This is a genomic window from Rhizobacter sp., assembly GCA_021153565.1.
Taxonomy (GTDB): Bacteria; Pseudomonadota; Gammaproteobacteria; order Burkholderiales; family Burkholderiaceae_C; genus Albitalea.
Genome location: JAJKJU010000258.1, coordinates 14,743 through 28,451 on the forward strand (window position 1 = coordinate 14,743; position 13,709 = coordinate 28,451).

11 protein-coding genes are annotated in these 13,709 nt (G+C 56.3%); 1 reads left to right on the forward strand and 10 read right to left on the reverse strand.

Translation table 11 applies throughout. The features are described 5' to 3' along the window. Window positions 1–122 precede the first annotated feature (122 nt). Window positions 123–1,424 (forward strand): hypothetical protein, encoded by a 1,302-nt coding sequence (locus AC30NL_RS16625; protein WP_489465111.1) that lies wholly within the window; start codon window positions 123–125, stop codon window positions 1,422–1,424. 294 nt (window positions 1,425–1,718) lie between these two features. On the opposite strand, the gene AC30NL_RS16630 is transcribed toward AC30NL_RS16625, so the two are convergent. The 10 genes from AC30NL_RS16630 to AC30NL_RS16675 form a co-directional block, all read right to left on the reverse strand. Next, complete coding sequence (locus tag AC30NL_RS16630) at window positions 1,719–3,203, reverse strand: ISNCY family transposase (RefSeq protein ID WP_489465112.1); 1,485 nt, start codon at window positions 3,201–3,203, stop codon at window positions 1,719–1,721. A gap of 222 nt (window positions 3,204–3,425) precedes the next feature. After that, the gene (locus tag AC30NL_RS16635) at window positions 3,426–4,247 is read right to left on the reverse strand and encodes a glycosyltransferase (RefSeq protein WP_489465113.1); all 822 of its coding nucleotides are present in this window, start codon (window positions 4,245–4,247) and stop codon (window positions 3,426–3,428) included. Window positions 4,248–4,322: 75 nt separating this feature from the next. Continuing rightward, window positions 4,323–5,540 carry a glycosyltransferase family 4 protein gene (locus AC30NL_RS16640; protein ID WP_489465114.1) on the reverse strand — a complete coding sequence of 406 codons (1,218 nt, stop codon included), beginning with the start codon at window positions 5,538–5,540 and terminating at the stop codon, window positions 4,323–4,325. A 62-nt stretch (window positions 5,541–5,602) separates the two neighbouring features. Continuing rightward, the gene (locus AC30NL_RS16645; RefSeq protein WP_489465115.1) at window positions 5,603–6,928 is read right to left on the reverse strand and encodes a hypothetical protein; all 1,326 of its coding nucleotides are present in this window, start codon (window positions 6,926–6,928) and stop codon (window positions 5,603–5,605) included. Window positions 6,929–6,941: 13 nt separating this feature from the next. Then, complete coding sequence (locus AC30NL_RS16650) at window positions 6,942–7,943, reverse strand: GNAT family N-acetyltransferase (protein WP_489465116.1); 1,002 nt, start codon at window positions 7,941–7,943, stop codon at window positions 6,942–6,944. A gap of 202 nt (window positions 7,944–8,145) precedes the next feature. Further along, entirely contained in the window at window positions 8,146–8,823 is a 678-nt protein-coding gene (locus AC30NL_RS16655; protein ID WP_489465117.1) for a class I SAM-dependent methyltransferase, read from the reverse strand. A gap of 56 nt (window positions 8,824–8,879) precedes the next feature. Next, on the reverse strand, window positions 8,880–9,839 hold the full coding sequence (locus AC30NL_RS16660; protein ID WP_489465118.1) for a glycosyltransferase family 2 protein: 960 nt from the start codon (window positions 9,837–9,839) through the stop codon (window positions 8,880–8,882). Between the two features lie 12 nt (window positions 9,840–9,851). Then, window positions 9,852–11,729: an asparagine synthase (glutamine-hydrolyzing) gene (asnB, locus tag AC30NL_RS16665; protein WP_489465119.1), complete on the reverse strand. Its 1,878-nt coding sequence runs from the start codon at window positions 11,727–11,729 to the stop codon at window positions 9,852–9,854. After that, window positions 11,704–12,612, reverse strand: a complete 909-nt coding sequence (locus tag AC30NL_RS16670) for a glycosyltransferase family 2 protein (protein WP_489465120.1) — start codon at window positions 12,610–12,612, stop codon at window positions 11,704–11,706. Before AC30NL_RS16670 ends, asnB begins: the two co-directional genes overlap by 26 nt. Further along, entirely contained in the window at window positions 12,609–13,694 is a 1,086-nt protein-coding gene (locus tag AC30NL_RS16675) for a polysaccharide deacetylase family protein (RefSeq protein ID WP_489465121.1), read from the reverse strand. The genes AC30NL_RS16670 and AC30NL_RS16675 overlap by 4 nt, the downstream gene beginning before the upstream one ends. Window positions 13,695–13,709: the final 15 nt, after the last annotated feature.

Here is a 13,709-nt window from a genome sequence, read left to right on the forward strand (position 1 = left end):
TTGTCGAAACATCCATCATGAAAATTCTCTCAAAACACCTTCGATCGAATGATTGCGATCGCCGCGCTGACTTGGCAAATGGCGGCTCGAAGCTGAAATGCGCAGTCCCACTACTTCTCGCGATGACCTTCTTTGGCGCCATGGACGCCAACGCCGCGAACTACTATGTGCGTGCAGGGGCTTCAGGAAATGGCTCTGACTGGAGTAGCGCCGCCCCATCGTTGCCTTCGGCGCTAAACCGCGGAGACGTGTACTACATCGCTGACGGCGCCTACGCAGGGCGCACGTTCGGAACTGCAGTGAGCGGCACGACCCCCATCACTATCAAGAAGGCAACGGTGGCTGACCATGGCACCTCTGTAGGATGGAGCGATGCCTATGGAGATGGGCAGGCGACCTTCTCAAGCGGATTCGTCTTCACTTCTTCGTACTGGGTTATCGACGAGCAAACCGGCGGAGGCGCGTCGAACAATTGGTCCGGAAACTTCGGGTTCAAGATCACGGAATTGGGCGATGGCAACGCCGTGATCAAGACTGGCCAAGGCGGCACATCGGACAACATCACGATCCGCCACGTGGACCTGCAGGGCATCGGGCACGCAAGCAACTCGGGCGGGTCGGCCTCGAATGACGGGCTTGCCATCTACGGGTCGTCGAACATCACCCTTAGCTACTTCAGGATGACAGGCATTGGCCGCTGTCCCTTCTTTGTGAGTCCGAAAAATGCAGTGTTCGAACACGGATGGGTTCAGTCCTACTACGGCTCGAGCGCCGTTCACTCTGAGGTCGCCAGCATCTGGGGGTTCTCCGGCAGTGTGGGTGATGTGACCTTCCGCTACAACTTGTTCACCGACATTCAAAGTACCGGCGGAATCATGTGGGACAACTCGTCCAACAATAGTGCGAAATTGAATGTTTACGGGAACGTCTTCTACAAGCCGCCCGGGGCCACTTGGCAGCAAGCCAATGGACTGGTTGGCGGCTGGACTGGCGGGGGTGGTGAGCAATATCGAAATGCGACGGTTTCCAACAATACATTCATCAATGTGGATCAAGACAGTCTGAGTACCTTACCGAATGTCTATTCCGGAAATGCGGCCTACAACAATCTGTTCTACAACAGCAATAGTCCAGACTTCGCTAAGTATGGAGTGCACGACTACAACTATGTCATCAACTCCGGAAGCATCCAGGAAAGCAACGCTGCCATTTCATCGAGTGGAGATCCATTTGTAAATGCTGCTGGCCTTGACTTCCGATTGAAGGCAGCCACGGTCGCGGGAATCGCAAGGCAAGCGCCATTCAATCTGGATCCGTTGGGCAAGACCCGAGGTGCCGACGGGGTGACCGACCGCGGCGCGTTCGAGTTCGGTATCAGTGGCGGACCGACGCTCTCGCCCCCGATGAGTCTCCAGGTGAAGTAGGCAAGCGAGGTCAGCTTCCGGAGCGCCCGGCAACGAGAACCACTTCTTGTTGTCGGGCGCTTCCACGTTCAGTCCTATGCTTCTAACTTAACTAGTGCCTGAACGAAAAGTCATGTTTTCAGAAATTCCAATGGCGCTGGCATGTCTGCAACTGTGCTGTCGCGCCGATGACCTCGAGACTTTTTGTTCTTCGGACGCGACAAATCGCCGCTTGCCACCAATTCGGCGTTGTTCAGACGGATTTATCTCTGCCCCTGCGTTCGCAGCAGCAGAAAAATCGCGAATCAAAGTGGTCTAGGCCGCTTTCTTGTAAGGCCCGCGTATTCGATCGGCTTCTTGCTGACGCAGAACAGCGCCCAGGCGTTGAACGTTGCGCGCGACGACAGCCAGCGCAACGTATCTCTTGAAGCCAACTATCCCATGATCCGGATAGACGTCCAAGCCATGCTGCTCCAGCGCATTGATCGCTGACTCGACGGCGGAATGCCGCTGACGCAGTCTGACGAACTCAGATCCAGATTCGATTTCCAGATCAACTGCGCTGAGCCTGCCCTTCTTGGGTATAACAACAACGTTCACGATCTCTTTGAGCTTGACTTGATTGTCTTTGCTGTGGAACCCTTTGTCCATGCTGACGCTGTGAATCCCATCGAATCGTTGCTTCGTTTCTTCGATGATTGGCACGGCTACAGCATCATCCGTAATGCCTTCCATCACCTGATGGTTCAGGATGAAGCGGTGCTGGTCCTCGACCACGGACACGCGCAAGCCGAGCTCCACCGGAACGCCTGCCTTGCCTTTGCTGATCCACTCCGTATGTGGCTGGAACAAGGAGAAGACTTTCTCTTCGTGAGGAATGCTTTGACCTTGCAGTACTCGACGCTCAATCTGGTCGATCTGCCTCTTGGCATGCCGCATGAACTCGTCGAGCTCGCTCAGAAAAACCTCCGCCAGCACGATGTGCTGAAGCTTGCGGCGGGTGTCAGTCGCCCGTTCCAGGTAGACCTTCGCTTGCTCGAGATAAGCGCTGTGCGCCTGCTTCATCGCAGCCTCCTTGTCTTGACGCTTGACCTCGTCCTTCGAGGTTGAGTGCTTGAGCTTTTGCGCGTGCCGGTAGAACTTCTTGAATTGACGCAGGTTGTACGCGCTCTGGCGCCAGTCGCTCAGGCCATGGGCCTCGCACAGGTCCGCAGAGATCTCGATGGTCTTGCGTATCGCATCCCAAAGCAGATTGATGTCGGTCGGGTAGTGCACGTGCGTCTCAACGACAAAGGAGTCACAGCGAACCTCGAGGCCTTCTGCTGGACTTTTTTTTACCAACACATGCCCAGCCTTGACCACCTCCTGATTGATGCGATCAAGAATCTCGGGTGTGAACAGGCGAAGGTTGTCCTTGAGCGTCTGCAGCTTGTAATCCGTCTTGTCGGACCAGTCGCCGTGACCCAGCATCTGACGCAGCGTGCCGTGCTGATTGACCAGGTCGTGAATGCGGTCGTAGTCAGCATTCAAGCCCAGCCGAATGACACCGAGCACGAGAATCCTCCATTGATCCATCCCCGGTCGACCCGTGCCCGCATCGGCCTTGCCCTCGCCTGCGGTGCGCTGCGGTATCACTTCCCGCAAGATGCTGAAGACACGCTCACGCAGCTCCGGCTGCGTATAGATGTGCTGCAACCCGCGCAGAAGTTGCGGAATGTCGTCCCGGGATTTCGGGTCCAGCCGGATTGCACCAATGTCTACTTCGCCGAGCATCAATTGCGGATTGATCACATTGCGCATGGAGTTTTCGTCGGACGAAGTTTTTGGAAAATGAACCGTCAGGACAGGTTCGATGAAGCCACCGAAGTTCGACGCCACCTATGAAAGCGACGCCATGCACAAACTCGGGCAAGGACGTCAGCTTCACCGCACCTCGAAACTTCGAGCCGCGAATTCTATTGACCGCAGGCCGCGTTTCATAGGTGCGCGGCGTCGTTCGTTACCTTTTCGTTCAGGCACTAACTAACAACCAAGATTTCGGAACCCTCGAGCGGAGGTCAGGCGGTTCCAATCTTCCGTTGCCAACAAGGTCCTGGGATCTTCGGCTCGCGACAACGGGGTCTTCATTCTTCCGAGAGCAGTCTTGATGAAGTCTTTTATTTGCTTCTCGCGACGCTCTGCGTCGAAGTGGGTCACCGTCATGCACGATGTGTGAATAGGAAGGTCCTTCGGCCACTTTCTCTTGATGTAGCTATAGCAGGCATAGAACTCTGCTGGCAGTTTGACCAACTGATTGGTGTTGTGAACACAAAAGGCCGGGATTGCGTAGTTCGTCATGCCAAAGCTCTTGGCTTGAAGACATATATCGACGCCGTACATGTGGAAGTGGGGCAGGTTTGGGTCGAATTTGAGTCCGGTCGATTTCCGGAAAATTAAAACGATCTCATCCAGAGTGTCCACTTGCTCTGGTGCATGAAGTGCCTTGCCGTGCAATCCACGGCCGGTCGTGAACACCATGCCAAGCCCACCTTCCACGCCGCGGCGCAATCCGAAACAACCCAGCACCCCCCAGCGAATCCCATTTTCTTCCAAGGTTTGAATGGCACGCGATACGTTGCTGAACCAATGTTCCGGAAGGTACACGTCTTGATGAACGAACACCAAGATATCGTCCTTTGCTTCCTCCACCGCACTGTTGTAGGCCAAAGATGCGGACGAGAATCCCTCCTTGATGAGAATGTTGCGCTCATGGCCGTCAGCAAGGGCCGGCGACAGCAATAGATTTCCCTCCAGGATGCGCCGGTTGTTCACTGCGGCGATGATGGTGAATCGGTCCCTGTTCATTGCCTTGTTCCCTCCAGGTGCAAAAAAATGATGTGTATGGTGCAGTGTTGTGACCGTGAACCGAATCAGGCCGAGTCATGTGGTTTCAAGAGCGCGCTGCCGGGTAGTTTGGAGCGATTCATCAAGGCACTGTTGTGCCGCGTTGATCAGCTTAGGTCCCTGAACCTCGACCCGATAAAGCTCATGAACCTTGCGCTGACCGCAGCGTCCCAGGCGCTCAAGCAGACGAGTTTCATCATGGAGTCGGATGATCTGGGCAGAAAATCTACCGATGTCCAAATAAGGTACGGTAACGCCGCAATCGATGTCGACAAACTCCGTTCCGCCCCCTGATCGCTCAAAGCAAACAACAGGAAGACATTGTTCAGCCGCCTCTAGCATGACAAGTGGAAATGGGTCCTCTCGAGACGTCAAGGCGAACACGTCCATTGCGCAGTAGTAGTCCAGGACATTGTCCGCGGTCGGAACCAGTCGACACCGACTTTCCAGGCCCAGATGACGAATGTCGTGTTCGAACTCCAAAGACTCCTTGTCTTTGCAGCTGCCCCCGATCCACAAGAAATGGACATCGTCGTAGCCACTCGTCGATGCAATGGCTTGCGCCACCTGAAGAAACAGGTCCGTGCCCTTCCTCCACCCCAAGCTACCACAGCCTCCAACCACAAAGGCATCCCTTGGCAATCCCATTTCGTCTCTCATTCGGTTGCGGCGCGCATCTCGATCCGTCGCGCTGAGCAGGTTGAATGGGACGAAGCCGTTGACCAGATCAATCTTCTCGGCAGGCACGCCGTAGTCAGATCTCAATGTCTGCTTTACAGAGTTTGAGACTGCGATAAATCGTGTTGCCGATCGGAACGTATCTGCCAGGTCATCGTCTCGCAGCGTTAATTTCAACGCATAGCTGAGTTCGTGAACATGCCACAGTACTGAACGGCCGCGGTCTTTGAGAAGCTTCACCAAGTGTGCCGAGGCGCTGGTGTTAGCGTATATGAGGTCGTATGGACCAGTGGGCAAGGACATGCGCCTGAGCAGCGCTTCAAGTGGCCTTCGAAAGCGGGGCATGGAGTGACAGAAAAGTGTGCTCAGAGGGGGAGCCGGGTCTCTCCATGCGACCGTCTTTGGTACGGCGGCACGGAAATCGTCGATTAATGGACCGGATCCGTGAACGAGAACTTCCATGTCCCAGTCGACTTTGCCTTGAAGCCATCTCAACAAATTGAGAAGGAGGATGCTTGCGCCATTTCGCGATGCAGAGTGGCTTAGAAAAAGGACCCGAGGGCGAGACGATGCCATTAGACATTCCTCCGAAAACGATCATGCAACTCGAAATTGTCTAGAGTCGTGTTGGTCACGATTCAGCGTTCTCCGATGACTGGATGCACAATCGATCCATCTCGATATTGGTTCAAGGTGATCGCTTCCCGGATAGGAGGAGGTACCTGTTGGATCAAGTTAAGGCCAATGGTTGCCAGTGTCAGATACAAGAAAGTGACCGACTGGTCGAAATATGAGACCGACATGAACGTGGCGGCGTGTGAGAACAGCGCCGCGCCGAGCGCCCAGGCAACGAAAGAAGGCACCGACTGCGCTTCATGAGATTGCCGCAATGTCTGCCCGACCATCGAGAAGCCCTTCGCAAGCACCCAAATGAACAGCAACATCAGTGGCATGCCGCCATCCACGCCCATGCGCAGGTAATGATTTGTGATGTCGATGTGGTTGCCGCTCCACGGGACTCCATAGGGCATCCAATGACGAGTATGGTCCGTTCCCGCAAGCCACCATTCGGACCAATGATCGATTGCGGTTTCGATCAGTGCGGCGCGGTGCCAACTGGTGCTGCTTCCCGTCAGGTCAATGCGAGCCAACAGATAGTACGCCGGTGCCTTCATGACCATATCCATGGCTATATAGCCAAACACCGCCGCCCAGCGTACGAAGCGCATGTGATAGCGCAAGGGCCACATAAGTAGTGCGGCGAGCGAGAACGCGCCACTCATGATCGGACCGCTTGAAGATGACGAGAAAATCATTGAGAAACACGCCAGGAAGCCGAAAATGGCTGTCCCTCGGTATGGTTTCCACAGTGGTGCCATCAGTGGCAGCGATACCGCCCCGACGGTGCCGGCGAGGATTGAGTGGCCGAATGGCCCCTGTGCACGAAATGATCCACCGCGGATGTCGGACATCTGAACGCCGCCAAATGCGGAGAAGGCGTTGATCCCGGTGAACCTCTCGTAGACCATTGCGATGGCTATAGGAATCAGAACAATCGCCACGATCCGACATATCGCGATGATGTCGTCCGCCGACCGGCAGAATGCGCGAAACATGAAGTACGTGCCACAGGTGGTGAACACGAGGCCAGAGCGATTCACCAGGGTGGCGGCGATGTCGTCATGGAGCAGGCTGCTCGTCAGTGCCGCGGTCGCCCAGATGACCATCACCCAGTCGAGGCCGTGCATTCCATTGGCCAGGCCGTCTTTTCTTATGACGGCTCTGAGGATGGCGACGGTCAGCAGCAATCGAAGGGCGTAGAAGTTGAAGGGGCCCAGGCTGAAACTCAGCGATGTGGGCAAGTAGCAGCCCGCGCACAGGAGAGAAAGTGCAGCCCAACGTCGCGGGAGCACCAACACGCCAATCATGGCGATGAAGAGGAATGCTACTGCGAGGGGACTCATGCGTGTTGACTCTTCAGGTCTGTCGAGCTGCTTCAGCGATTTTCGAATCGGACTTGCCCATGTGGCGACGCCAGTAAGTCTTGATTTTGTCGGTCAAGCCTGCCCCCTCCACAAGGCGCCGTGCCGTTGTGTCTAGCAGGAGGCACAATTTGAGCAACAGCATCAGGACAACGCCCTTTGCGCTCGGTGCAAATAGCCACGCCGGAGTTTCTCGCCAGAAGTGATCCCCGAAGCGCGCTTTGTACGGCGCATCGCCGAGACCGAAATCGAGTCGCCGGATTCCCTCATGCATCAGTTCATCGGCCATTCGGATGAACATGAGGGTTCCGACTTCGAAGTCGCGTAAATCCGGGTCATAGCCTGTCTCTGAGGAATGGAAGACGCCTTGGTAGACCGTCCCGAACCAAAAGGCCCTGACACTTCCGTCGATCTCAAGCAATTGAACGCGCAGTTGCTTGCGACTTGCGAAGAGTTCAAACCGGCGTCGGTACTCCTCGTTGTCAAAGAAGCCTGCATTCAACGCCCGCTGATACGTCTTGGCCGCCACCGCTTCGAGGCGGGCGCACAGGGCAGGGATGTCGTCGAACTCGGTGATCCAGCGCCACGCTACCTTTCCTGAAAATGAGGCTTCGAGTTCCTTCTGGCGCTTTCGAAACTGGCTCCGGTGCTTCGGCCGCACCTTCTGCTCGAGAAAGCTCTTATCCGGAGACATCATCATTTCGCGGTGCGTGGACCACCTTGGAGTTCTCTCCCAGAGCCAAGTCGAGCGGTCGAGTTGCAGCGCCTTGAACAAGGGCGAATGCTCGGACAGGTGGTGAAAGGCTACCGCGTCGGCCACGCCACTGCGCAGAAGAGATCGCAAATAATGGACAGCTTGACTGGCCGTCTCATCATCCATCGGTCCCATGACGCCCTGATGTATGACGGTAAGAACTGTGGCCGGGATCCGTACGGGCTGGATATACCCTATCGCTGGCGCGAAGGTCGTGCGCTCGAGTCGACCCGCCACCAACACATGAGGTCGACCGTCCCTCTCGATCACAGTGACGTAAGGGCATTCGACTTCGGTCCTGACTCGGCAGACCAGTTCGAACTGGGCGAGATCGTTGTTCGCATGGCTTTGCCATTGCTCCCAATGGGCACGCACGCCGTCCAGATCCTGCAGCGTTCGAATCGCTTTGATGCTCATTCGTGAACCTTTCAATGCGTGGCATGGATCAGGATTCGGCCCGCCCCATCCAAATCGCCATCTGTGGTGCCGCAGGCGGCTGACCGAAGCGCTTCAGGAAGCCGCTGGCGTCCAGCAGGTCGGCGCAGCGAGGCGTCTTGTAGATCAGGTACAGCTTGTTCAACGCTGTCGCGCGCAAATTGGAGATGACCTTGCGGAGCACTTCTTCCGAGAATGGGTTGTAGAGGTACAGGACCATGTTGCCTTCCGGGAAGACGAAGTCCGCCGCATCGGCATGCGAGACGATTACGTTCGGAGCTTGATGTCGAGCCAGGTTTCGCGTGGCGATTTCCACGAGTTCTTCGGCAAACTCGACGCCGATGACGCGACGGAACCCCTTTTTCGCGGCCACCATGAGCGTTCTTCCCTTGCCGCATCCGAGGTCGATGAACGTGAAGTTCCGGAAGTCCTCACCGAGGAACTCGAGGGCCGCCAGAAGTTCTTCTTCGCCGGTGGCCTGATAACGCTCACCGAAAACGGCGTTGGGAGAGCGGATGCTGAGCTTCCAAAGCGGCTCGAGGCCGCCCGTGTCCGTCCGATGCCGTCGATCGAAGTCTTCCTCGGGCCGCTTGCGCCCGAGATGTGCGATGACCCGTCGACATGTCGCTGGGACGCCCTCCGTACGGAAGGTGTGGATGAGCTTCGAGGTTAGCAACTGGAGGTTCATGTGGTCATCTCGGTGGTCTGGCTGACGCCTGAGATCGAGGATCGATTCCTGCGGCTCTAGTACTTTCGAACCCAGCGTTCTCCACCCAAAGTCCAGCGCAAGCGGGCCATCCATTTACGAAATGCATTGCCGCTCGACCAGCGGCGGTCGTACAGCAAACTCATTGGCCAGGTGACCAGCAAAGCACTCACCCTGAGCGTGCTTGCGCAAAACATGGCGCAGCGGTACAGCATTGCGTAACGGAATGAACGGGTCTTGCGAAAGAATCGCCATTGCGACTCGAAGGACATGACGGCAGAAAATGTACTTGCCGAGGTCTGTGAACTGCTCGCACCACCATGGTGGATGACCACGGCAGTGGGAACATAGTAGGCGCCAAACCCGGTCCTCTCGGCCTTGAGGCAAAGATCCATGTCTTCGGCATACATGAAATAGTCAGTGCTGAACATGCCAACTGCCTCGAACATCGAACGCTTCATCATGAGGCAAGCGCCGGATATTGCTTCTACCTTGCGGGGCCTGTCGCCCCGTACGGACAGCGACTGCTTTCCCCATATACCTGCTTGCGGAAAACGGGTGCGCAGCAGGTCGGAGTCCAGGAACTGGTTCAGGACCGTGGGAAAGGCGCGGACGCAGGTGTCCTGAACGGATCCATCGCTGTTGAGAAGCTTGGGGCCGACGATCGCCGCCTGGGGCATGTTCGTCAGATGGTCGTACAAACTATTGATCGCGGTGCCGACAATCTCGGTATCCGGATTCAGAAACAGGAGGACGCGACCACGCGTGGCACCGAATGCTGCGTTGTTGGCGTTGGCGAATCCGACATTTCTGTCCAGTTGAAGGAAGCGAATCTCCGGACGTGTCTGCTGGAGCATTTCGGCGCAGCCGTCGAATGAACCGGAGTCGACAACAATGATTTCAAATGACAGCCCTCGCGTTTGGGAAATGACGGACTCGATCGCCTTGGAAAGGTAGTCCTTGGAGTTCCAATTGACCATGATGATCGACAGATCCATTTGATTTCCTCGCTATTTGCTCATGAAGGTACGGTGCCAGAGTTCCAGAGACACAAGCAGATAAATGTGTCTCATGAACTGCTCCCGACCTTGCTCATGCCGCTTGAGCATTTGCTGGATGTATCCGCGTTCGAAGTACCTCGGCATGTACGAGTCGCTGCTGAGGAGGCAATCGTCGACGAGGGCCTTCATCGGTCCTCGCAACCAATTCGCGACCGGATGCGCGAATCCCTTCTTTTTGCGATAGACGGTCTCAGACGGGAGCCATTTGGTCATTGCCTTCTTGTGCAAATACTTGCCGGTCATTCCTTTGAGCTTCAGTCCTGGCGGCAGGCTTTCGATGAACTGGACCAGGCGATGGTCCAGGAACGGTACCCGGACCTCCAATGAATTGGCCATGGACGTCTTGTCTGCAACCATCAGGAGGTCGTCCGGCAGGTTGGCTCGCGTGTCGATGTACAGCATTTGCGAAAGAGGATCGAGATGATCTACGTTGGATTGCAGTGCACGCAGAGCCTCTTTGGTCCCATAGCGAGATTCGTCGAAGCTCACCTTGAGTGCGCCTTTGTATAGCTGCGCCTTCATGTCGGCACTGAAGAAGGAGTAGATCTTCGCGAAACGGGTGAGGACGTCTGGTTCGGCCAGAGAGGCCACGCCACGCTTGAGGCGCTCCATCGGAAGAGGAACGCGGCCGATGAGCGAGGCGAGAAGTCCGGTCAGCGAGGTCGGCAATCGACTATAGAGGGACGAGAGTTTCACCCCAAGGTATCGGTCGTACCCGGCCCAAGGTTCATCGGCCCCCTGGCCGGCCAATGCCACCTTGACGTGCGCACTGGTCATTTGTGCCAGGAAATAGAACGCTGGCGCTGGTTCGTGTGCAACTGGCTCCTCCAGGTCGCCCATGTAGCGTTCGAAATAGGTGATGTAGTCCCGGTGGCTAAGCATCATCGAGTGGTGCTCGGCGCCGAACTGCAGAGCGGACTGTCTGGCGCCTTCCAGCTCGTTGGTTCGGTCCGCTCCTTCGAATCCGATGGTGAAGGTCTGTACCGGCCTGTGCGAGTGCTGGCTCATGATCGCCAAGAGCGCTCCGGAGTCGACTCCCGAACTCAGAAAGAGCCCCACGGGGACATCGCTTCGCATCTGGAGGCGGACAGCGTCCTCGAACAATGCTTGATACTCTTCGATCAAATCGTGCTCTGAGTACCTTGTCCGCTGCTTTGGAACGTCATTCCAGAATCGTCGAATCTCTATGTCCTTTCCATCTACTTTCATCCAATGCGCGGGTGGCAACTTGAATATGCCGTTGAACAAGGTTTTTGGCGAAGGCACGAAGCGGAACGTAAATAGTTCCGCAAGCGCAGAAAGGTCGACCTCTCGACGAAAGTCAGGATGCTGGAGGAGAGGCCCGATTTCGGAGGCGAACAGGACCTGGTTGCCGACCAGGGTGGCGTAGAGAGGCTTGATTCCAAGATGGTCTCGCGCCAGAAAAAGGGTCCTGCTTACGGTATTGAAGATGGCAAATGCGAACATTCCATTGAAGTGATTCACGCAGTCGCTTCCCCACTGCTCGTAGGCGTGGACAATAACCTCTGTGTCGGACACGGTCTTGAATTGGTGGCCGAAGCGTTTCAATTCTTCGCGAAGCTCGACGTAGTTGTAAATTTCTCCGTTGAAGACGACCTGCAGCGTTTCGTCTTCATTGCAAATCGGCTGCTTCCCGCCCTCTACATCGATGATGCTCAGGCGCCGATGCCCCATCCCAATTTCCCTATTCAGGTAGTAGCCCTCGCCGTCAGGCCCCCGGTGCGCCAAGGCCGTCGTCATCCGCTCGAGGGCCCTCTGGTCGACAGGACGCCCCGAGCGGTCAAAAATTCCGCAGATGCCGCACATACATACCTTTCAATGAGCTCACGAGCTTGCGTTGCTGCTCTGCCCGCAAATAGCTCACAACGTCAGGAGGCAGGACGATCGGATGCCCTTTGAGCATGCGTTGCAGGTAGCCCACCAACATGGCTGCGCTTCCGATGCCCCTGGGCGGCTCCAGCGAACGATAGACACACCGAAGGAATAGGAACATGAAGCCATATCCAAGGGATTGGAGCCTGCGTCCCTCCTTCAACTTTGCGGCAACCGGTAGCGCAGTAGCCGTTCCCGTTCTTCGATGTTCGAGAACGCGAAGGGCCGGGAAGGTACGAACTTTCCATCCCCTCATGCGCGCCATGATCTCGGCTGCCGAGTCGATTCCTCCTTCGGGCAGGGCCAGGTATCCTCCGATCTCCTCGAAGCAGCTTCGCCTGAACAACTGCACGGCACCCGCGACGCTGTCGAGGGCCACGCCCTGGCTGACGAAGCGATCTCCAATTCGCGTCGAGACCATTCCGCCGGCGATTCCGAGACGTGGATCACTCTCGAATTCGACAAGAATGTTCTTGAAGTAATCGCGCTCGAGAGAAATATCGGCGTCGAGATTTCCGACATAGAGATGGTCGAGCGTCTTCACTTCCGCCAGACCAGCGTTGAAAGCCCTGGCTTTGTTGCCGAAGTGCCTTGTCCCCGTGCGATGCAGATCGACCAAGCGCAGAAAATCGTGCTGCCCGGCGTATCGGCGAACAATATCTGCCGTGCAGTCGGTCGAGTTGTCGTTCACGATGATCCATTCGATGGGGCGAACCACCTGACTGATCATCGACTCGATCGTTCGCTCGATCAGCGCTTCTTCGTTGTGGGCAGGCGTGATGATCACGAACGGCGCGACCCTTTGCGATCGGTTCATGCCGGAACTCCAGGTTTGCAGGGCAAGACGGATCTGCTCAGCGTACCGAACCCAAACCTTTCGGGATGCCTCAATGAATGGGCGAGGAAGGGTCTCACTGTTCTTTCGTTGCGCAGCGTGAATAGTTTCGAATGGCCGATCAGTACGAATGGAAGGACTCCCTGCGCCTCGCTGTCGTGGCTGCGCGCGGCCCTGTGCAGTGCATTGATCAATTGCTGACCGCTGCATTGATTGAAGTCAGCCTTCCATGCATGTTTTTTCAAAAGAACGGATACCCATCGGATCCGGACTCCACTTGGGGGGGCACGATCCGAGTCGCTTGTTGACCCGGCCTCGCGCGCAAGTCGGTGTCGCCAACCGCTGAGGGCGCGGTGCACGCGGCCCGGTGTTGCAAAGGCGCCCAACCAGCGACGTTCGCTGTAGATCGGAACCTCCCAGAGCGCGCCGTCGTCATTGCGGACGCAGATGTCCTCGTCGTGCACTGGCCACGGTACGATCGCGCTGTGCGCATGCGAATAGTCGAAGTTCACGATGCCGCTGCGGCGCCCGTACTTGAACACTGACGTATCGATCTCGATGCCGTTGCCGACAAGCGCAAGAACGACGTTGCGCGACGGGCTTACAGACCAGTTGGCCGCGCGGAACGCGACGCATCGATAGTTTGGATCGACAGGACGAAGCAGATTCTCAAGAAATTGCTTGCCGGTCCTGATCATCCAGTCCATTCGCTCGTAAGGCAGCGACGCAAAGTCATACTCTGACCAATCTTGAGCCCAGCGTCCATTTTCTATCCGCGCATTGAAATACGAAGAGTGAATGTGCAACTGGACGTCGTGTCCGGTTTCAATAGCTCGGCGCAACTGTTCTGCAATGGCTTCATAGTGATATGTGTCACGACCATGCACATCCTTGTACTCCTTGAACTTCATGATTTCGGCGACGTCAGCCAGGATGGTCAGCTTCGCGCCATATTCGTCGAACAGGCGCAGCAGTCTTTCGGTCGGCTCGACCATCAGCGCATGAGGGCAGCCCTGTCCGTTGCCATGAATCTCGTAGTCAAGGGTAAAGATGACGCGCAACATGTGTGGTGGCCCGTG